At 36.5% G+C, this 20,936-nt stretch carries 17 protein-coding genes; 5 read left to right on the plus strand and 12 right to left on the minus strand.

Going from position 1 to position 20,936, the window contains the following annotated elements:
• Positions 1-515: 515 nt before the first annotated feature.
• The 10 genes from B0E34_RS14580 to B0E34_RS14625 all read right to left on the minus strand — a co-directional run bounded on the left by B0E34_RS14580 (position 516) and on the right by B0E34_RS14625 (position 15,057).
• The gene (locus B0E34_RS14580; protein WP_241277952.1) at positions 516-842 is read right to left on the minus strand and encodes a VanZ family protein; all 327 of its coding nucleotides are present in this window, start codon (positions 840-842) and stop codon (positions 516-518) included.
• A 25-nt stretch (positions 843-867) separates the two neighbouring features.
• On the minus strand, positions 868-1,245 hold the full coding sequence (gene gcvH, locus B0E34_RS14585) for a glycine cleavage system protein GcvH (RefSeq protein WP_076395258.1): 378 nt from the start codon (positions 1,243-1,245) through the stop codon (positions 868-870).
• A gap of 111 nt (positions 1,246-1,356) precedes the next feature.
• Positions 1,357-8,448: a T9SS outer membrane translocon Sov/SprA gene (gene sov, locus B0E34_RS14590; RefSeq protein ID WP_185117463.1), complete on the minus strand. Its 7,092-nt coding sequence runs from the start codon at positions 8,446-8,448 to the stop codon at positions 1,357-1,359.
• A 6-nt stretch (positions 8,449-8,454) separates the two neighbouring features.
• Positions 8,455-9,039: a Holliday junction branch migration protein RuvA gene (gene ruvA, locus B0E34_RS14595; RefSeq protein ID WP_076395252.1), complete on the minus strand. Its 585-nt coding sequence runs from the start codon at positions 9,037-9,039 to the stop codon at positions 8,455-8,457.
• A 171-nt stretch (positions 9,040-9,210) separates the two neighbouring features.
• Positions 9,211-9,411: a bacteriocin-like protein gene (locus tag B0E34_RS14600; RefSeq protein ID WP_087710599.1), complete on the minus strand. Its 201-nt coding sequence runs from the start codon at positions 9,409-9,411 to the stop codon at positions 9,211-9,213.
• A gap of 254 nt (positions 9,412-9,665) precedes the next feature.
• Entirely contained in the window at positions 9,666-11,960 is a 2,295-nt protein-coding gene (locus tag B0E34_RS14605; protein WP_076395247.1) for an NADP-dependent malic enzyme, read from the minus strand.
• Positions 11,961-11,981: 21 nt separating this feature from the next.
• Positions 11,982-12,833, minus strand: coding sequence for an ATPase (locus tag B0E34_RS14610; protein ID WP_087710601.1), 852 nt, complete (start codon positions 12,831-12,833; stop codon positions 11,982-11,984).
• Between the two features lie 274 nt (positions 12,834-13,107).
• Positions 13,108-13,674: a DUF6705 family protein gene (locus B0E34_RS14615; protein ID WP_087710603.1), complete on the minus strand. Its 567-nt coding sequence runs from the start codon at positions 13,672-13,674 to the stop codon at positions 13,108-13,110.
• Between the two features lie 177 nt (positions 13,675-13,851).
• Positions 13,852-14,064 carry a hypothetical protein gene (locus tag B0E34_RS14620; RefSeq protein ID WP_087710605.1) on the minus strand — a complete coding sequence of 71 codons (213 nt, stop codon included), beginning with the start codon at positions 14,062-14,064 and terminating at the stop codon, positions 13,852-13,854.
• Positions 14,065-14,121: 57 nt separating this feature from the next.
• The gene (locus tag B0E34_RS14625) at positions 14,122-15,057 is read right to left on the minus strand and encodes a hypothetical protein (RefSeq protein ID WP_087710607.1); all 936 of its coding nucleotides are present in this window, start codon (positions 15,055-15,057) and stop codon (positions 14,122-14,124) included.
• A 146-nt stretch (positions 15,058-15,203) separates the two neighbouring features.
• Between B0E34_RS14625 and B0E34_RS14630 the strand changes: the two genes are divergently transcribed.
• The gene (locus tag B0E34_RS14630) at positions 15,204-15,569 is read left to right on the plus strand and encodes a helix-turn-helix domain-containing protein (protein ID WP_087710609.1); all 366 of its coding nucleotides are present in this window, start codon (positions 15,204-15,206) and stop codon (positions 15,567-15,569) included.
• 115 nt (positions 15,570-15,684) lie between these two features.
• On the opposite strand, the gene B0E34_RS14635 is transcribed toward B0E34_RS14630, so the two are convergent.
• Complete coding sequence (locus B0E34_RS14635; RefSeq protein ID WP_087710611.1) at positions 15,685-15,951, minus strand: hypothetical protein; 267 nt, start codon at positions 15,949-15,951, stop codon at positions 15,685-15,687.
• A gap of 233 nt (positions 15,952-16,184) precedes the next feature.
• Here B0E34_RS14635 and B0E34_RS14640 point away from each other — a divergent pair, with 233 nt between their 5' ends.
• The 4 genes from B0E34_RS14640 (at position 16,185) to B0E34_RS14655 (ending at position 19,916) form a co-directional block, all read left to right on the plus strand.
• A complete protein-coding gene (locus B0E34_RS14640) occupies positions 16,185-16,643 on the plus strand; it encodes a GtrA family protein (RefSeq protein ID WP_087710613.1) in 459 nt (152 codons plus the stop codon).
• A 3-nt stretch (positions 16,644-16,646) separates the two neighbouring features.
• A complete protein-coding gene (locus B0E34_RS14645; RefSeq protein WP_228423088.1) occupies positions 16,647-17,375 on the plus strand; it encodes a lysophospholipid acyltransferase family protein in 729 nt (242 codons plus the stop codon).
• 41 nt (positions 17,376-17,416) lie between these two features.
• The gene (locus B0E34_RS14650) at positions 17,417-18,865 is read left to right on the plus strand and encodes a sugar MFS transporter (RefSeq protein ID WP_087710617.1); all 1,449 of its coding nucleotides are present in this window, start codon (positions 17,417-17,419) and stop codon (positions 18,863-18,865) included.
• Positions 18,866-18,956: 91 nt separating this feature from the next.
• Complete coding sequence (locus B0E34_RS14655; protein ID WP_087710619.1) at positions 18,957-19,916, plus strand: DUF3810 domain-containing protein; 960 nt, start codon at positions 18,957-18,959, stop codon at positions 19,914-19,916.
• A gap of 440 nt (positions 19,917-20,356) precedes the next feature.
• Here B0E34_RS14655 and B0E34_RS14660 read toward each other — a convergent pair whose 3' ends face one another.
• Positions 20,357-20,728, minus strand: coding sequence for a helix-turn-helix transcriptional regulator (locus tag B0E34_RS14660; RefSeq protein WP_087710633.1), 372 nt, complete (start codon positions 20,726-20,728; stop codon positions 20,357-20,359).
• Positions 20,729-20,936: the final 208 nt, after the last annotated feature.

A 20,936-nucleotide genomic window follows, 5' to 3' on the forward strand; every position in this document is an offset into this window, starting at 1 on the left:
TAATTCTGAAAAACAGTTTACCGGACAGTGAAATCATGGAAGACAGACGGAAATATTGAGTTCTGAAGAAAAATTCTATTGGATTGAATGGGAAAATAGAGGGTTTGAGGGTGGAGGTGTTGGAGAGAAAGGAGTTTGTGGGGAAAAAGAGTTAAATAGGAAAAGTATATTTAAAAAGTGAGGTATTGACTTTTGAGATCGTCTCTTTTCTTTATTATATATGTATTTAAAAATCCAGTATAAGAGAATCTCTTGAGGCACCTACAAATGAAAGGTTTGTCGGTATTTCAATTAGGCTTACGAAATTCTTAGCCCCGATAGGAACGACATCCTTTTGGGTTGCGGGCGGAGCGAAGCGGAGCCCGTAACCCAAAAGATACAGTGGATAGCGGGAAATAGCTTCTTATAAAAAGAAAGAAAAGTATAGATTTAGAAGGTTTTAAAACAACCGTAATATTTCATGAGATTTAATAGCCATTTTCTGACCGTAATAATAACGGAAATATTTTTCGAAATTAAAGAAATCGCTTTTCTAAGAACTTATATATATAGTAGCCGATGAGACAGCCTACAGTATCGGCAACGATATCTAAGGTTTCCATTGATCTTCCCAATCCCATTTCTTCCTGAAGGATCTCGGTAAGAAATGCATACAGCAGAATGATCTGGATGAAATAGTAAAAACGGATTTTTGGAAAAGCAGCAATAAAAAAGAAACCTAATGCTGCAAAGATGCTTAAATGCAAAATTTTATCAATACCACTGAACATAAACCAATATTCATGGTTTTCTTCACCGGGCTTGAGAAGCATATAAGTAAGAAATGCCCAATAAATGGGCAATATCTTACTGAATATTTTTGAAATCTTATCCAATGATTGCCTGATATTCTTCCGCAGAAAGTAATTCTGAATGATCTGCACCTTCAGCAACTTCTAATTTGATGATCCATCCGTTTCCATAAGGATCTGAATTTAACAATTCCGGCTGGTCTTCCAATTCTGAGTTGAATTCGATCACTTTTCCTGAGATAGGCAAGAATAGATCTGAAACTGTTTTTACAGCTTCTACACTTCCGAAAACGGCACCTCCTTCAAGATCATCATCTACAGTGTCTACATCTACGTAAACGATATCTCCCAATTCTCCCTGTGCGAAGTCTGTAATACCGATTGTAGCAACGTTTCCTTCAATCTTGATCCATTCGTGATCTTTCGTGTACTTTAATTCTGATGGTGTGTTCATTTTTAATTTTTTATTTGTACAAATGTATTCAAAATTCCAGAAGGTTCAAATATCGGATATAAAAAATGTCCCTCAAAAACTGAGGGACATTTAAATTTATTTTCGTTCTAATTAGAAACCGCCTGAGTCTCCGAATGTAAACGTGGCAGAAATACCTGCTCTGATTGTTGACAACGGGAAGGCTGTTGAGATTTTATATTTAGAAGTCATCTGCTCATAGAATACTCTAAGATTAAGGTTCTGTGATACATTATAATCTGCTGAGACTTTAATGTTCATCAATCTCTGACCTCCCGTAACCTGAGAATCATCCAGTAAAATGTTGGTGATGCTCGTCTTGCTGTCTCTCAGAGAGAAATCTCCTCTGATGTTCAGATCACTTCCTTTTGCTTTTCCTCTTCCTCTCACATTCGTCATTCCTAATCTGAAGTTTCTGATGATATACCCTACTCTCACAACATATTCGCTGTTTGAATCTTCTGTTAAGGTATGGTTTACCAATCCGAGTAACAATGTTCTTAATCTGTTGTACTGAATACCCAACTGAATATTGTTTCTCATCGTCATGTCTACTCCGATCAAAGGTGAGAAGTTTTCTACGTAACCTACCTGAGCAAAAGTGAACGGATTGATATAATCGTCATTAATATCTCTCTGTGTTGCATCGTAAGCATTAAGACTGTTGAAATAATCGATACTCGACTGAATTCCTGTTGCTGTATAAGTCGCCTGATAAGAATGTAAAAGATCAAACTTGGAGAATTGTCCGTTGATGATCGGGATATTTCTCAACCCTGAATAAGTGATCTTCCAGTTTGGAATCGGAAGTCCTGCTTTTTTAGGGTTCGTCATTTCTTTTACTGTTTTTCCTTCCACCGCAGCTCTGAATGCAGGAATCAAAATATAGGCATTTGAAATTCCATAACCGTCTTTGAATCCGTTTGGCTCTAAAGCGCCCTGCTTCTGCTGAGATAAAGCCTGTGCATTCTGTCTGATTGCCTGATAAATTGCTGCTCCGTCTTTAAATGCCGTCTTCAACAAGACCACCGAGTTGGAGTAGGTTACCAAATCATTCGCAAATGTATAGTTCGGATTGGCAACTCCGGTATTCGGATCTCTGTAATTAAATCCTGTATGGGTAAAGTTTCGGTTATAATTATGCAGTGCACTGATGTCTATTCTGAGATCGTTCATCGGCATAACCTGCAAATTAGCCCGCAGCTCGCGTGTCGACATTCGTACATAAGGATCTGTCATAAATTCAGAATCACTTACCCATCCGTTTTCCATTACCGTTCTTCTGATGTCTGCCTGAGATCCGAAAAGGAACCCGATGGTTGGACCTCCCAAAGTCTGTCCGTAACCATACCAGTTCGGAGCCGATAATAATCCAGGAAGCACTGTTCCGTTGTTTTCAGAATAATTGATATCTAATTGCTTCATGGATGTTAATAAATACGCCATGCTCTGAAGCGGAGTCAGTCTGTTTTTGAATTTATATCTTTTATAAGCATATCTGTTTTTCTCCCACTGTTGCGTGTAAGCATTGTTTAATGAATCTATTTCCTGTTTACGTTTCTGCAATTTTGCCGAAATATTTTTGAAATACTTAAACTGCCCAAAGAACTTCGTAAAATCTGCCGTTCCAGTTGCCTGAATAACATTCGTATTCTGACCGATTGAACCTAAGCTTCCGTCCGGACTTGCCAGTAACACTGTAGATCTTGCATTCCAGTTGTAGGTAAATCCGTATCCTAATTCCGCATCGATGAAATCGAGATATGGCAGATACTGGAACGGTAATTTATAGTTCAACTGAACTCTGTGGTTATATAGTACAGGTCTACCCGCTCTTAATACATTTCCGAAAATAGAACTGTTGTCCATTGTATTAACGTCCACATTGTCATTCAATGTTCTGGTTGCCGAGTTAATTTCCAGTTTTAAAGATTTGGTAAAATTAAATCCTAAACCGTACTGCCATCCGAAATAGAAGTTTCTGTTTTTAATCGCTGCAAAGTCATCACCATAGTTTCCTGTAAGGATGGCATCGATATTTCTAAACTGCAACTCGTTGTAATTTCTGTCGATTTCTGTTCTGAAAGAGAATCTTGTAGGAACAGGATTAAAGTTAAATTCTTTTACCCATCTCAGATATTTCGTAGACTTCGCCGTATCGCTGATCATTTTATTGAACGGACGGATTACCCAAGGTTTGAAGGTGTAGTTGTAATCTACATACCCTCTCAGATACTGTCTGTAATTTTTCTTGGTATAAATATCTCTATAATAATCGTCGTTGTAAACCGCCGTTACCGATACGTTTTCGATATCGTAGAACTTAGGTTTCCTGTTGGGATTCATTCTTTCTTTATGCATATTCACAACACCGATGCTTCTTTGCTGTGTATAAGTTCTTGCTACTTTTTTAAGCTGCTCTTTGTTTGCTGCTTTCTTAAACTCAACATCCGTATCCAGAGGATTGTATTTCGGATCTTCAATGGTCTGCGAATAAGAATAGTTTACCGGAATTTTAACTCCTGTTTTTTCAGGTAAAAATTTATCTACATTTACTGCGGTATTGATGCTGAATGCAGACTGAGTCGACTGGTTTCTCTCGGCAGGTTTAGAATCAATATTTCCAAATCCTACTGAAGTATAAGAAGCACTAGTGTTTACGGTTGCAAAATCTCCCAGGTTGAAGTTTAAGCTTGCATTTCCTGCATACCCTCCATCATTTTCAATTTCAGAGAGACGGATTTCGTTTACCCAAAGAATCCTGTCGAGTGCTACAGCTCCGGAAGTTCCTCTTTCGAAACCATTTCTGACACCAATCATGATGGTTGTAATGTTTCCTAAACTTGGACGTCCCTTGATGTAAAGACTTTTAAAAGTATTCCCCGGATCAAAAACCTCATCTTTTAATCTTTGCACAATTTGCGTCGGGTGATTTTTATCTCTTCTTATTTTAGCATCAACAAAATCCTGAATATTTAAATCCACATCATTTTCCATCGGCCAGATTTCCATAGGTGTTGTAGCGGTAGATGGTGTAACGAAGAGTGAAGATTCATATTCATAATAGTTATCTGTGGCATCACTACCTAAACGGATGAAGAATTTGGTTTCTTTATTAAAACCGAATACTCTTTTACCAGGATCCTGAGCGTGTACAAAAAGTTTTAATTTTTTGTATCTTCTCATATCCAGAGAGGTATTTTTAAATACCCCTCTTGCTTCAGATGGAGCAAGGGATGTCGCTTTTAAATATAAAGAAGCTTCATTCTGTCTCTGTGCCCCTGCATTACCGCTTAAAATCTGTCTGTCGATTCCCGGAGGCAAAACGTAAGGCGGCTGATTCAGTGCATTTTCTTCAATATTTACACTTCCCACTTCGAAGTTATCGTTATTTGTAGTGGTTGTCCCTTCATCCGTAGCTCCTGAATTTCCTGTATTTGCAATATTTTTAGGATATTTTCTCCAGTCTGATCTCACCAAATCCATGGTTCCGAATCTTAACGTTGAAGTCTGATCAAAACCTGTTAATAATAATCTTGCAAATCTTACATTATTCAAAATAGAAGCATCATGATCTCCTGCCGTATTTACGTACTGGGAAACCGGAATTCTGAACAAATACCATTTTACCTGAGAAGTCTGCCCATTCTGGAATGATGCCTGAACTGTTTTAACGTCTACGATATTATTCTGTCCTAAAGTAAGGCTTCCCGGCGTTAAGCTTACCTCATACTGGTTGTAGCTTTCTGTCTGATCTAAGTTGTAATCCTTATTAATATCTTCCGCATCCGGAGTCTGTGAAGCCACTTCTAAAGAGTTGCTCTGAGAGTTCCCTTCCGGATTTCTGAAATACTTGTATCGCTGAACCAGAGATGACGCCTGAGTTCCGGTGAATTTTTCAGACATATAAAATACAAAATCATCTACAGCAGGATCGGAAACATTGGTAACCGGATTGATAAATGTATTTCCGAACAATGCCGCTTCCTGATCCGAACTTAAACCGTCATACCCCAAATCCTGAGCGGTTCTGTCTGCTCCTTCACTTGAGAATGCATAAAGAATCGGTGGCTGCTTTGGCTGTGTTCCCCAGTTTGAAGCCGTAGTAGTAGACGGAGCTGAAGGCGTTGGCAATCCGTTTTCGTACTGCATCTGTCCGTCTTTCAGAATATCTTCCGAAACGTTTCCTAAATGCAGTAAAAGTTTTGGATTGGTACCCAAAGTATTTCCGTCTGCATAAGGATCCATCATCCAGAATTCAACATATTCGATGTTTGAATTCACGAAATTGGAAACGCTGATCGGTCTCATGATTCCCGCCCATCTCTGTGCGGTTGTTTCTGTAGCCGGATTGGAGTTGTAAGGTCCCTTTTCTGCCGGATAATACGAAATATCAAAAGTATTGGTATACGTTTGTTCTCCTGCTACGAAATCTCTGTTGTTAAAAATTTCTGAGAACTGAACCCTTCTTGAAGCGTGATTGGAAACTGACTGCGGCGTAATTCCTGTCGGAGCCTTTCCTCCTACTCCATAAAATCTCGGGTCAATATTATACCATGACAGCAAACCTCTTCCATAGCCTTCTGTTATGTCGTTATTTTTTCCAGCTCCTTGAAATACCAAATCAGATTGATTTTTTTCCGGCTTTGAAGCTAAGCTCCACGCTGTAGGTTCTTTTAAGGTAATTTTTGAAGTGGTCTGTTCAAAATCATCAATATAAGACTGATCGTTGATTCCTTTATTTAACCCGGGAAGTAAATACGCTGCTTCCATTTTGAAATTCAGATTGGAAGGTGCTTCTGTATTTACCAAAGGTATTTTATCTGTTAATCTCGTAAGGAACGGTAGCTGATTGTTGTACATCAAATTGATTCCTGCCATTGTATTATTAACAGCTTCCTGACCATAGTTTACTTTTTGAGTAAGCGGAGATTCGGAATAGTTTACAACGGTTCCTCCCAAAATAAAGTTTTCATTGAATCTTCTTTCTAAATTCAATCCCATGAATCTCTTTCTCTGGGTATTGAATGTTAACTGGTTTTCCAGTGAAATATTAATTGCCTGTCCGGATTGTTTTACCTGCTCATTGATGATGGTAACGGTTCCCAACATATAATCTACGGTATAGTCTATCCCTTCCGTAAGCTGAACTCCGTTTGCAGAAACTTTTACGGAACCTTGAGGAACATTAACTGCTCCCAGAGAAATTCCCTGTCCCTGAACGCCTTTGTAACGACCTTCGATGGTGTAACGCTGTGCAAGATTGCTGGATGTAGCAACCTGTTTCTGCTGACTGTAGAGATCTGAGAATACGTACTGTGGATCGTTACTTCCTATGACATTCTGGATATAGCTTCCAAATGGCTGAACTTTAGTAAAAATCACTCTTCCTGTTTCCGGACGTATGGTAATTCCGTTAACAAAGTCGAAAATACCGTCTCCTGTTGAAGTTCCGTTGTTCTGCAAATCTCCGTTCGCATTCAGTCGGTCCCAGTTTAATAATTTAATTAATGGAACATTGTTTACCTGTGGATTATTGGCAACCGGAAGATAATTTACTTTACCTCCGGATTGTGGATCTCTGTATAATACGTTCAGGATGAATCCGTCCTGATTAACCTGTCCTGCATCCAGAGAATAGATGTTTTTCATCATCAGATTCCACATCGGCGAAGTTGTTTTTACCGTTGTATTCGGCTTCAGAAGTTTCGCCATTAAAACCGTACTTTCCTCAGAGAATTCCCCGACTTTGTACACCTGATTGCTTCCGTTCACCGTGTAGGAAAAGGAAACCGCCAAAAGCTGATTATCGTTCAGTTTCTGGTTTAATGAAATGTAACCTAACTGCGGTTGTAAGGTATATTCGTTGGTATTTAATCTTCTTGCTTTTTTATTGAAGATAAAGTGTTCACCATCCTGATAAACTTCTGTTGTTCCTGTCGCAACAGGAAGGTTCTGCCCTTTGATGGCATTGTATGCAGTACTCGCATCTCTTAACCCAGGTAATCCGTTAATCGTGGAATACAGGTTGAAACCCGGCTGATTATTATCCGGAAGAACTCCCGGAGCATCTCCCAAATCTCTGATCCCGACAATACTTTTCTGGTACTGCAAGTTGCTGTTTCCCTGATCCAGAACCCAGACTTCCAATCTTGTAATGCTGATCTTCGAATTGATCTGAGGATAATTTAATAAAGCGCCGTCATATTTATCTAAGAAATAATGTCCTAAAAAGTAGTGCTGGTTGTCTTCGTAATCAATTGCATTTAATTTAAATGTATTCATGACACCGCCCCCCTGAACCGTAATATTCCTTGCTTCACCCTGTTGTTGGGAAAGTACGACCGTTCCGAAGGTTTTACCTAACTGAAATTCTGTTTTAACCCCGAATAAAGACTGTGAACCACGGATGAGACTGGTGGAAAGCGGCATATTAACGTTACCGAATTCTACTCTTTTGATGATCTTGTCCTCTCCTCCTGCACTTGGCTTATCCACATCCTGCAAACCTTTCTGCTGAAGGTCTTTCCAGCTTCCTTTTGCCTGCCAGACGAGATTCATTCTGTTCTCAAACGCGAAACCGCTCTGGGTGTCATAATTGGCTTTTAACTGAAGATTTTCTCCTACTTTCCCCAATAAACCAAGCTGAATTCTCTGGTCGATATCGAACGTAAAGCTCTTTCTGTTTTGCGGTAAAATCAATGGATTATCAATCTTCTGATACAATCCGGCTAAATCGAAAGAAGCATACCCGGAAGGAATGATTTCGATTTTATTGCTTCCGAAAATGGTTTCGAACAGCCTGTTGTTGATCTGTAATGAAGGAATTAAACCTTTTCTCGCCGCATCGCTTTTATCTTTCCGGAACATGAGGCTGTAACGGTCTGATTTTTCCTTATAGTAAGCTTTCGTCTGCGCTTCCATCATGAACTCTTTGTAATCTTCCGGAGACATCGCAGTCGGCTGCCCTGTTATGGTATTTCCTACTTTAGGATATACGAAATACATTCCTGTTTTTATATCATAGTAGGCTTCATACTGTGTAGGATCTGCCAACTGATAATCTTTTTTGATAATTGCGGTATCGCTTACCTTTGCTGCAGGTCGCCTTTGTGCAAATGTAAATGTAGACACAAGCAAAAACGACAGGAACAGAATTATATTGAAATATTTATTATTCGCCACCAAATGTTAAATGTTTTTTAAAATTTGTTTTACCAACTCTTCTACTGAAATATTAGGATCCTGCTTCATGATTTTATCAGCAAGTTTCTCGCTCATTCGCTTAGGAATGCCCAAAACTTCTAATGCAGATAACGATTCTTCCTTGATTTTATTATTTGCAAACGTGGAAATGTTTTCTTCGGGATTGCTGAATTTCTGGACTTTATCCTTAAGATCCACAATGATTCTTTCGGCTGTTTTTGCCCCGATTCCTTTGGCTTTCTGAATGAGTGCGCTGTTTTTTGAGAGGATTGCCGAAGCGATCTCATCAAGGCTTAAAGTAGACAGTAAAATAAGTGCTGAAACGGCTCCTACTCCATTAACGCTTATTAACAGATTGAACATATCTTTCTCTGAACGAGTGTTAAATCCGAATAACAAATGAGCATCTTCCCTGATGATCTGCTGAATAAAAAGAAAAGTTTCTTTATTGGTTGTGAGGGTTTGTGAGGTCATTAAACTGATACCTACATAGTAACCAACTCCTTGTACGTTGATTACTGCGTAAGTAGGCGTAAGTTCCTGAACAATGCCTTGAAGTGAAAATATCATTATTAATTTTTATAACTCCCAAATATAGTAATTTAAACTAAGTTATGTTTTCATTTCACGCGCGAATGATTTTTAACTTAATTTTTAACTGTAAATGCAATAATTTCTAAAAAAAAACGAAACCCATCCAAATGGACAGGTTTCATTTTCTTACTTTAATTTTACAAAAATCTACACCGGATTTATATCCAGACACATGCTGATGTTGCAGGCTCCGTTTACGCAGGTGGGTGTACATCCTACCAAACATAACTGTCCCTGAGAAGGAAGGCAGTAATATCCTCCGTCCGGAGACTGCAATGGCTTTCCTCCGGGTCCGCCTCCTGCAATCTGTCTTAAATTTTCTCTTGAAAGTTTTTTGAAATTTTTCATAATGTAATTTTTGGTTCTCCTAAAGTATTTAATTTATCTACCTGTTGAACAGATATTTAAATAATTAATTCTGAAAATGTATTTTACAATTTATTTTACCCCTAGAAAATTTAGTATTCATAGGTATTTCAAAAGATTTTCAAAATACAAATTTACCTGTCCTAATATCACAAAATTGTGAAATTAGGACGTAAAAAAAAAGCAGTACACCGTTATTTTGTGTACTGCTTTCTATCTTAAGAACAGATTTTTTATTATTTCTTATCTTTTTTCTCTCTTCTCTGGGCATCCAGAACGGCAATGGTTGCAAGGTTTACAATCTCATCTACGCTTGAACGCATCTGTAAAACGTGAACCGGCTGTTTCAGACCCATCAAAATTGGTCCTATTACCTGTGCTACTTTCATTCCTCTGATGATCTTGTAGGATAGGTTGGCGCTTTCAAGATTCGGGAAAATGAATGTATTGGCAGGCGTTGTTCCTAATTTTGAGAATGGATAATCGCTTAAGTGATCTGAATTCATCGCAAAATCCGGCTGAATTTCTCCGTCCACGATCATTTTCGGATATTTTTCGTGAAGGATGCTTACTGCTTTTGCTACTTTCTTTGAAGTTTCGGAGATGGCTGCAAAGTTTTCAAATCCAAGCATGGCGATTCTCGGTTCGATGGCAAAAGATTTTACGGTAAATTCTGCCATTTTAGCAATATTTACCAAGTCTTCCGCTGTAGGATTCTGATTGATTGAGGTATCTGCAAAGAAAATTGGTTTCTTTTCAGACAAAATCATCATCATTGCCGCTACTTTATCTACTCCTTTATCTTTTTCAATTACTTCTAAAACTGGTCTAAGAACGGAGGTATAATTTTTAGAGAAACCAACAATTAACCCGTCTGTATCGCCATGTTTCAGCATCAAAGGACCGAAATAATCTCTCTGGCGAACGAATCTTTTTGCTTTGTATTCGTTCATTCCTTTTCTCTGGCGAAGCTTCCAAAGCGTTTCTCTGTATTTTTTTCTGTTTTCTTTCTGATCGTCGTCGCTTGGATCAATAATCGGAATATCAAGATTGATCCCGAAATGTTCCATCTGCTCCTTGATGTATTTTTTATTTCCTAAAAGACTCGGATAGGCAATTCCTTCTTCATATAAAATCTGTGCCGCTTTCAGAACGTTGTATTCTTCCGCATTTCCTAAAGTAATTCTTTTCGGATTGGCTTTTGCACGGTTCTGCATCATTCTTACCAGCTTCTCGTCTCTTCCCATTCTGTCGAGAAGGCTGTTTTCGTATTCTTCGAAATCGGTGATTGTTTTTCTGGCAATTCCGCTTTCTACTGCTGCTTTTGCTACCGCACTGGATACTTTTGTAATTAAACGGTTATCAAACGGTTTTGGTATAAAATATTCTCTTCCGAACTGCAGATTCTGAATATTATACGCTAAAATTACCGCCTCCGGAACAGGCTCTTTTGCCAGATCTGCAATGGCATGAACAGCCGCCAGTTTCATTGCTTCATTAATTCCTTTTGCCTGAACGTCTAATGCTCCACGGAAAATATATGGGAAACCAAGAACGTTATTAACCTGATTAGGATAATCACTTCTTCCTGTTGCCATGATGACATCTTTGCGGGTTTCAAGGGCTACATTGTACGCAATTTCCGGATCCGGATTTGCCAATGCAAAAACGATAGGATTTTCGTTCATGCTCAGTAACATTTCCGGCGTCATTACATTTCCTTTTGATAATCCGACGAAAACGTCTGAACCTTTTACGGCATCTTCCAATGTTTCGATGTCCGTCTGAGCAACAAAATCGATTTTTTCGGGAGTAAGGTTTTCTCTTTTGTGGTTAATCACTCCTTTACTGTCGCACATCAATACATTTTCTCTTTTCAGACCAAGAGAAATATAAAGATTGGTACACGCAATGGCTGCTGCTCCTGCTCCGTTCACCACCATTTTCACTTCTTCAATCTTTTTATTGGCAATCTGAAGAGAGTTGATTAATGCTGCTGCAGAAATGATCGCCGTTCCGTGCTGATCGTCGTGCATCAAAGGAATATCCAGTTCTTCTTTCAGTCTCTGTTCGATATAAAATGCTTCCGGGGCTTTAATATCTTCCAGGTTGATTCCTCCAAAAGTAGGAGCAATCCCTTTTACAATTTCTATGAATTTATCAGGATCTTTTTCGTTGATTTCAATATCGAAAACGTTAATGTCCGCAAAAATTTTGAACAAAAGACCTTTCCCTTCCATTACCGGCTTCGAAGCTTCTGCACCGATATCTCCCAAACCAAGAACTGCGGTACCGTTTGAAATAACAGCTACCAGATTTCCTTTTCCTGTATAATCGTACACCGTTTCGGGCTTATCGTGGATTTCCATACAAGGAACTGCAACCCCCGGAGAATACGCCAATGACAAATCTCTCTGAGATGAGTGTGGTTTTGAAGGGATCACTTCGATCTTACCTTTAGGTTCGGCTTTATGATAGTCTAAAGCCGCCTGATTAAAGTTCTTTTCGTCGCGGTGGGTTTTACTTGACATATAATGAATTTTGTTATTTAATTATAATATATATTGAATGTGGTAGCTTACGAGACTTTCGATAGGCTTCTGAACAATCTGTCCCACATTAAGATTAAGCTCTGCCGCTGCAGAACGTAAAACATCTTCGTAATAATAGGCTATTGATCCGATGAAATTGATCTCGGCATCTTTGGCTTCTACATAAGGAAGCACCTGATAATCGAAAAAATTAAGCATTTCTTCATGCACCATTTTCTGTAAATACGGATGATCTTTTCTTTCCACTACAAATTTGTTGAAATCTGCTAAGTACGCATTCGGTCTTGGAGTGTGATACATGTTTTTCAATGCTTCCTCCACAGTCAGCTTATACGTTTCTTCAAACTCCGATGAGAGATCTGCGGGAAGCTTCTGCATAAAGAACCTTCTTACCAGTTGTTTTCCGATTGCGCTTCCGCTTCCTTCGTCTCCTACAAGAAATCCGAGAGAAGGCAACTGGATCTTAATGGTTTCTCCGTTAAAATAGCAAGAATTGGAACCTGTTCCCAAAATACAGACAATGGCGGGCATTCCTCTGTAAGCGGCATAAGCTGCTGCTGTGAGATCCTCTTTAACAATAATTTCTGCACCGATAAATACTTTACCCAATTCTTCTATAATGATATCACAATTTTGCTGAACACCACATCCGGAACCATAAAAATAAATTTTTGTGACCGAATTTTTAACGGTGCTAAGACTTGTATTTTTTTCAATTTCAGGAACAATAAGTTCTTTGTTGATGAAGTTTGGGTTGAAACCAATGGTTTCTGTTTTCAGAAAGACCTTTTTAAAATCGTCCAAAATTACCCAGTCGGATTTTGTAGAACCACTATCAACAATAGCAACCATATTTTACATTTTAGTTTAAGGATGCTAAATTATGAATTTATCTTGTAAGATAATGGATTCTGAACATGACATATGTGTTATTTGTGATGTCTTGATTTTCAAACAATAAAAATAATGTTGGCATATAACAACTTTCTACCATCAATATTACTATTGAATTATCCTATTAAAAATTGCATGGAAATAATATAGATCTCATATTAATAAAAAAGAATCCTCTTCATCAATATGAAAGAATTCTTTTTAATCTATAAAACCTTAAAACTAATTAAATTTACTGTTTTGTAAAAATTAGATTTTTTGTCTCAGGTAGATAAATTGTCGTATCTAAAGTCGGAGGGCATTTTGCAGCTGTTGTAATAATATCATCAGGTCTATATTCCCAAGATATTTGTGTCGTATTTATTTTTTTTAAATAAATATCTCCCCATCCAACATGACAATTTGTACCAGTATAAATAAACTGTAAAGCATTTTTTGCAGGTCTCATTTTGAAGCTATAGAATTCAATGTCTGAGCTATTATTCTGAGTATCTTGTAAAATAGCTCCTGAAGAATTTTTAACAATATATTTTACAATTAAAGCATCCATATAATAACTTTTTTGAGCACTATTTTCTAATTTATTTTCTTGCTTAGTAATAAACAGTGTAATTTCTTTATCATCAAAAGTACCTTTATAAGTACCTATGTAAGGCGTTAATTCATTATTTGTGTCCTTTATATATGCTCCATTGGGAATACTCGCGAATGGAGTGTTTAGAGGAAGATTTTGTGCGGAACAAGATAATGTGTTAATTATTAAACATATCATTAAGGCTTTTAAATATATTTCTTTCATATTTATTATTATTCTAAAATTAATATTATGGACATGGTGTTGCGTTAATTGCTCCAGAGCTGTCTTTTGTTATATTATATACTGCTCCGCTATTCTCAATACGTTGAAGGATTACTTTGTTGTCAAGCCCCATATTTGTTAAAGTATCAAAAAATAATTTTTCTAATCCTTTTTCATTTAAATCGCCTGAACTATTACTATAAGATGACCACTTATATATGGATCACTTAAATCACTTGCTGTCTTTCTATAGTCATTTATAATTTTTTTCATTTGTGCAGGTGAATATACAAAATTTGCTAATTCCGCACCTGTTCCTGCATAACGTATCAAATAGTGTACATATTTTACCCCATCTGGACAGCTACTACAAGTTTCTGCAGCTATCATACCCAAGTAAGCATTCCCAACTCCGTCACTTATGCTTTGAGCTGCTGCAAATCCAAACTATGCATCTGCAATATCCGGAGGAGAAACCATATGGATACCCGTAGCTGTATGATTATGGTAACCTCCATAGCCATCAGTTACGTTATTAAATACAGCATGATGTGCTCCACTAACATCCGCAGGTACCACCGTACCATCTTTTTTCTCTTTAAAGCCAATTTCACCTGTTTTGGGATTTGTCAGAGTTAGTTTTGCTTGTGCTTTTACATTATTTATTCCTGCCTGTATATTCGACTTATTAATTACAGATTTCGTTTTCTCGCATGGATTCTGGTTTTGTGAGCCGGAATTTCCGGAGCCTCCGCTTCCATGGATTCCGGAACCACCATTCATTGTTCCGCCGGCACCGCTGCCGCTGCTTCCCCATGGGTTATAATCTATCCCGCTGCCTGTCCAGTTTCTTGGCAAATATATGGTAATAATAACTTCCTGTATGCTTTTCTCTCTGGCTGTTTCAGAAGTTTTATTATCATAATACTCCTGAAAATCTCTTATGGCATCCTGCATATCCGCAGGAACTTCAGTTTTAAGTACTTTAAAACTTACATAGGTTTCATCTGCATTTACCGTACACTGGATAATAGCCGTAACTTTTTTATCTTCCAATATAGGAAATAATACGATTTTCTCTTCGCCATCCAGAAAAGTTTGTGAGGCAACTTGTAAATCGATAGTTCCTACATCTTTTATAAACATACCGGCATAATCAGGATGATTATAGAAATAATTTTCTATAATTTCAGCAAAAGGATAAGCATAACTGCCCTCATCTGCAAATCTACTAACAGTACTTTTTTCATGAAACTTTACAAAAGCCATAATTTTTTCCTGATCGGCTCTTTCTTCCTCTCGTATAGATTCATCTGTTCTGCAGGAGTACAAGATAAGAGCCAGAAAAATAAACACAAGCCGAACGGCTAAATTTTTCTTCATAACATTTTTGTTTTTAATGGGTTAAAATCCTTTTTCACTTATCACTTCATAGTGATTATTTTTATACAATTTTAAAACAAATACCTTGATATACAACTTACTTTTACGGAAAAATTATTACTTTTACGAAAAATATTTTTACTAATATGGAAAAGATTATCAAAAAAATAGCTGAGATCCGCAACAGAAAAGGGTTTTCTTATGAAAACATGGCTCATGATCTTGATTTGAGTACTTCAGCCTACCGTAAAATAGAAACCGGAGAGACAAAACTAACCGTTGAAAGACTTGTTGATATTTCTAAGATCTTGGAAACTCCATTGAATGATTTGCTGGAAACTGATTCGCAAAAAAATTTTAACCAGGAAAATAAAGATAATGCACACGGATTCCAAGGATTCAATGATAATATTTTTAATGAATATTCTGAAGTATCAAAAAAATTAATTGAAGTTTATGAACAACAGATCAAGGATCTGAAAGCTGAGATTGAGGCATTGAAAAGTAAGTAGGTTTGTGATGCTTCGACAGGCTCAACATGACATTGCGAATACTAACTGAAATAATAAAAGAGAGCTCACTAATTCCGTAAAGCTCTCTTTCAGTAATTTTTTTTCAGATGCATCGTTATTGTTTTATGTCTGTCGTCTTTTTATCGTTAAACTGGATCAGCCAGTCTTCAATTTCATCTTCCAGATAAGAGGTCTGAAGAATCATGGCATTGATGAAGTCATCGGGAACAGGTTCGTCTGTTGCATTTTCAAGATTCCAAAGTTCATTGGACATATTTTCATATTCGGAATAGACACGTTTGAAGCGTGAATTTTCTCTTTCTAGAGCTTCAATATTTTGTTGCTGAAGCTGGAATTTTCTGTATTTGTTTTGACGTTTCATACAAATATTATTAAAATGTGGTCGTAAAAATTTTTGATCGTATGCTTCTAATCACGCATTACAAGATAGAAAAAACCATCAACACAAATAGTTGAAAATGAATTTATTATCAGGTCAGGTTTACATCATTCTGAAAATTAAATTTAGAAATAATTTTGAATCTAAAAAAATATTTAACATCTTTTTTTATCGGTTTAACATATAATTATAAATTTGCATATCATAAAAATCGGATGAGAGATTTAATACTACGTCAGAAACAGGTTTTGTTCTTCATCATTGCAGGAGGACTCAGTGCGGTTGTGGAAATCGGGAGTTTTAAACTCTTCAGTACTTCCCTTCCTCAGTTTTTTCCGCGCGAAACCAATTTCCACGGGATCCATTATCCGCTGAGTAATATTTTCTCTACAAGCTGTGGAATCATCAGCAATTATTTCCTGAGCATCTGGTTTGTTTTTGAAAGAGGAAAGCATTCCAAAAGAAAAGAATTTGCCTATTTTATGATGGTTTCTTTTATTTCAACCTTATTAAGTCTCGGTTTTTTCCAGATTTTCTACAGTTATATATTTAAGGATAATATAGATTTGATTATTTATACGCTGAGTCCGGAAATGATCAGTAAAATTGCGGCTATTCTTCTGGTTTCGGTTTTAAATTATTCCATCAAGAAAAAAGTAATCTTTAACGGATAGGCTGTGACGAAAGTTTTAAATTACCTCTGGAGATTCTGGATGCTGATTTTAGCATTTGTTTTCACCATCCTTTTCGGGATTCCGGTTTATATTCTGTCATTCAATAAAAAACATTATAAATATGCGTACCGGTTTGTAAGATGGTGGAGCTACTGTATGTTTTTCGGGATGGGTATTCGGTATGATCTTACCAAATTATCTGATCAGAAACTGGACAAAAACCAACAGTACGTTTTCATATCTAACCACACATCGATTATGGATATTATGCTGATGTGTATTTTGTGTGCAGATCATCCTATTTGTTTCGTAGGAAAAAAAGAACTGGTAAAAATTCCGATCTTCGGAACCATCTATAAAAGGATCTGTGTAATGGTAGACCGTAAAAGCGCGAGAAGCCGCGCCGATGTTTACCGGAGATGCGCCGAAAAAATGGAAGAAGGAAACAGCATTGTTATTTTTCCTGAAGGCGGTGTTCCGGATGACACTTCTATTATTCTGGATGAATTTAAAGACGGTGCATTTACGCTTTCTTCGAAACACAATTCTCCTATTGTAGTCTTTACTTTCATCGGATTAAAGGAAATTTTTCCGTTTGATAATTCCAAAGGTTATCCCGGGAAGGCAAAAGTTTATTTCAACAGAATTTTAACTCCTTCAGAATCACCGAAAGACCTTAAATCGTCCGCTTTTGAGACAATAAAAAAAACTCTGTTAAAACACTATAATTAATAGAAATAATATATATTTGTTTTCAGAAATTTTCAACAAATATGTCAAATTATTCTAAACAAACCAATTGGGGACAATTTATCCCATTGGTTACTGTATTTTTTTTCTGGGGATTTGTGGCGGCAAGTAATGACATTTTGATCCCGGTTTTTCAAAAAGCCTTTAATTTATCTCAAACCGAAAGTATGCTTGTGCAGATATGCTTCTATGTGGCATATACAGTGGGCTCTTTGATTTATATGCTGGTCTCTGCGGGATTAAAGCAGGATCTGGTAAATAAAATAGGCTATAAAAACGGGCTTATCGTAGGACTGCTTATTTCCGCAGCGGGAACTTTACTGTTCTATCCGGCTGCGAATATGCATTCTTTCCCTTTAATGATCTCCGGATTATTTATCGTGGGACTGGGCTTCTCATTGCAACAGATTGTAGCCAATCCTTTAGCCATTGAAGTAGGACCTTCTGAAACGGGTTCTCAGAGATTAACAATGGCAGGAGGAATCAATAATCTCGGAACCACAATCGGACCCCTTATTGTTTCTTTTGCAATCTTCGGATCTGCAGCAGCAGCGAATAATGATGTAAGTGTTGAAAGTGTAAAAGTTCCTTATCTTATTCTTGGGGTTGCGTTCGTTTTAGTTGCAATTATGCTTAAATTTTCTTCTCTGCCGGCGGTAACGCCTACCAATACTGAAGAAAGTAAAGAGGATCTTATAAAAGGAGATCACAGAAAATCAGCTTTTCAATATCCTCAGCTAATTTTAGGGATGATCGCAATTTTCGTGTATGTAGGTGTAGAAGTTTCCACAGCATCTAATCTTCCTGCGTATATGGAAAAAAGCTTAGGTTTCGAAACAAAAGATGTAGCACCTTATATCTCTTTATACTGGGCTTCTTTAATGATTGGCCGATGGACTGGTGCCGTTGAAGCTTTTGACGTAAGTGCAGGTTTCAAAAAAATCTTAAGATTTTTAGCTCCTTATCTTGCATTTGGAGTATTCTTACTGGTAAATGCCATTGCAAAGCACGATCTGTCTCATTTCTATGTTTACGGATTGATTATTATTGCAATGATTATCTGCGATATTATGAGTAAAGGAAATCCTGCAAGAATGCTTTTGATCTTTTCGGTTGCAGGTATTACCGCTTTACTGATTGGTATGTTTACAAAAGGAATGGTTTCTGTATATGCCTTCACCAGTGTAGGTTTATTCTGTTCTACGCTTTGGCCTTGTATTTTTGCTCTTGCGATCAACGGTCTTGGAAAACACACCAACCAGGGTTCCGGATTCCTGATCATGATGATTATGGGAGGAGGAATTGTAAGCTTTATTCAGGGGTATGTTGCCGATATGACGAATATTCACTTCAGTTATATTGTAGGAGTAATCTGTTTTGCTTATCTTGCTTTCTATGCAATAAGAGTAAGCGGAATTTTGAAATCTCAGGGAATTGATCTTGACAAAATCACAAAAGGCGGTGGTCACTAAGAATACAAATATATTATATAAGAAAAGGTTTTGGGCAGGTTTATTACTTGCCCAATTTCTTTTGTTTTATGTCTTCTCGAAATCTGAAATTATGATTTCTTTTTTTGAAACTTTATTTGAATTTCAGAAAACGGTTCATCAGATGATCTTTTCATGGATTCCTTTTTCTTTTGGAGACGTGCTTTATATTCTTTCGGGAATTTTTCTTTTGTATTGTATTATCGGATCTTTTAAGAAGAAAAACAGGAATTCTTCTTTTTTAAAAATTTTATCGGGCATAAACGTTTTCTATTTTTTGTATCAGATATTTTGGGGAATGCTTTATTTTCAGACACCTATTATTAAAAAGCTTCCATGCCAGAAAGAACCCACAGTTGAAAAGGCAAAAATACTGGCTTTAAAATATCTTGAGCGATGTAAGGAAACCCGAGAACTAACTTCCGAAGATAAAAACGGAGTTTTCATCATAAAAGATGTAAAAGCCGTTCAGAAAGAAATTCTTCATCAGCAAACAAAACTTCCAAAAAACATTTCAGATAAAAAAGCTTCTGAAATTAATTCCTTCAAACCAAGTTTATTTAAGAGTGTGATGAATTTCACAGGAATTTTGGGATATTACAATCCGTTTACGGCTGAAGCGCAATATAATTCACAATTACCAAATACGCTTATTCCGTTTACTTCTGCACACGAAAGTTCTCATCAGCTTGGTTTTGCCAGAGAACAGGAAGCAAATTTCGTGGGATATCTCATTGGAATTGATTCGGAAAATACAGATCTCCGATACAGCACAGAATACTTTACTTTAAAAAGCTTGTTGAATTTCATCGTAGATAAAGATCCGGAATTTGTGAAATCTGTTTTGAAAAACTATTCTCCGGAGATGAAAAAAGACAGAGCTTATGAAAAGGCTTTTGTTCTGAAACATCAGGGTTTGCTGGACGACTTTTTCGGCTTTACGAATAACCTTTTCCTGAAAAGCAATCAGCAGGAAGGCTCTGTTACCTACTCCTATTTCATTGATCTTCTGATGAATTACGAAAAGGAATAAAAAACAAAAGAATCGTATCAGGCGATACGATTCTAAAAACACAAATGATGAAAAAAAATTTATTACCTTGACTTGTTCCCTCATTCAAGGCGATGTAAAAGTACGATATTTTTCAGAAATACAAAAGTAATTTTACTTTTTTTAAAAACTTTATGAAAACTTTATGAATTTTTAAGTTTTTTTGAGTTCATCTGATTTTTTTTTGATTCAGAATAAATTTGTGCAGAATACACAAAATTATAATTTAATATTCTTTAAATTTTCCTTTATTAATCAAGATTTAAAATTTTTAATCTTAAAAATAGATGGTGCCTGATATTATTTTACCAACAGCACTTTCGTTATCACTATAAAAAGCAATTCAAAAAACAAAAAAAGTTGAGAAGCTTCTTTTGTCTCTCAACTCTTTAATTAAATACAAATCTGGAAATATCTTTGAATCATTTCTGAGATTTTAAAATTTCATTTTCTTTTTTAAGTAACTCTAGATCTCTTTTAAGCAAAGAAATATAATCCTGCAGGCTTTCTAAAACAGAGTTTGGAATATTAAAATTTTGATTGTAATAATTCTCAGAATTATCATTGAAACTTGAGTTATCATGATGAACAACTCCCGAAAATTCAGGTTCTTTGATATCATCAACACAAACATCCAGAGCTTTTGCCAGTTTCTCCCATTCGTCATCATAAATTTTCGATCTCCCATTTTCTTTACGGGAATAGCTGGAAGGATCTGTAGATAATATTTTTGCCATGTATTCCTGTGAGATTTTTCTTTGTTTTCTAAGGTCTCTTAGTTTTTGCTGTATCATTTCTTTGTGTTTATTTGCAAATTTATAAAAATTCAAACGCAAAATCTGCAAAAAAATTGCAAGAAAATTGCAATTTTTATCCATTCGTCGTGAGATATTTTTTCATAGTTTTGAAAATCAATATTGATAAAGCGCTTTAAAAAAACTCATTTATATATGTACAGATATAGATGAAAAACTGATCAGTAGAACCCTATGTCAGGGATTG

Origin of the sequence: Chryseobacterium mucoviscidosis, assembly GCF_002177115.1 — a bacterium.
Lineage (GTDB): Bacteria > Bacteroidota > Bacteroidia > Flavobacteriales > Weeksellaceae > Chryseobacterium > Chryseobacterium mucoviscidosis.

Coding starts and splice junctions, on each gene's coding strand:
- B0E34_RS14660 (WP_087710633.1), bottom strand. CDS start 20,728: ATGATACAGCAAAAACTAAGAGACCTTAGAAAACAAAGAAAAATCTCA.
- B0E34_RS14650 (WP_087710617.1), top strand. CDS start 17,417: ATGTCAAATTATTCTAAACAAACCAATTGGGGACAATTTATCCCATTG.
- B0E34_RS14630 (WP_087710609.1), top strand. CDS start 15,204: ATGGAAAAGATTATCAAAAAAATAGCTGAGATCCGCAACAGAAAAGGG.
- B0E34_RS14620 (WP_087710605.1), bottom strand. CDS start 14,064: ATGATAGCTGCAGAAACTTGTAGTAGCTGTCCAGATGGGGTAAAATAT.
- B0E34_RS14655 (WP_087710619.1), top strand. CDS start 18,957: ATGATTTCTTTTTTTGAAACTTTATTTGAATTTCAGAAAACGGTTCAT.
- ruvA (WP_076395252.1), bottom strand. CDS start 9,039: ATGATATTTTCACTTCAAGGCATTGTTCAGGAACTTACGCCTACTTAC.
- B0E34_RS14605 (WP_076395247.1), bottom strand. CDS start 11,960: ATGTCAAGTAAAACCCACCGCGACGAAAAGAACTTTAATCAGGCGGCT.
- B0E34_RS14615 (WP_087710603.1), bottom strand. CDS start 13,674: ATGAAAGAAATATATTTAAAAGCCTTAATGATATGTTTAATAATTAAC.
- B0E34_RS14610 (WP_087710601.1), bottom strand. CDS start 12,833: ATGGTTGCTATTGTTGATAGTGGTTCTACAAAATCCGACTGGGTAATT.
- B0E34_RS14640 (WP_087710613.1), top strand. CDS start 16,185: ATGAGAGATTTAATACTACGTCAGAAACAGGTTTTGTTCTTCATCATT.
- B0E34_RS14635 (WP_087710611.1), bottom strand. CDS start 15,951: ATGAAACGTCAAAACAAATACAGAAAATTCCAGCTTCAGCAACAAAAT.
- B0E34_RS14600 (WP_087710599.1), bottom strand. CDS start 9,411: ATGAAAAATTTCAAAAAACTTTCAAGAGAAAATTTAAGACAGATTGCA.
- B0E34_RS14625 (WP_087710607.1), bottom strand. CDS start 15,057: ATGAAGAAAAATTTAGCCGTTCGGCTTGTGTTTATTTTTCTGGCTCTT.
- gcvH (WP_076395258.1), bottom strand. CDS start 1,245: ATGAACACACCATCAGAATTAAAGTACACGAAAGATCACGAATGGATC.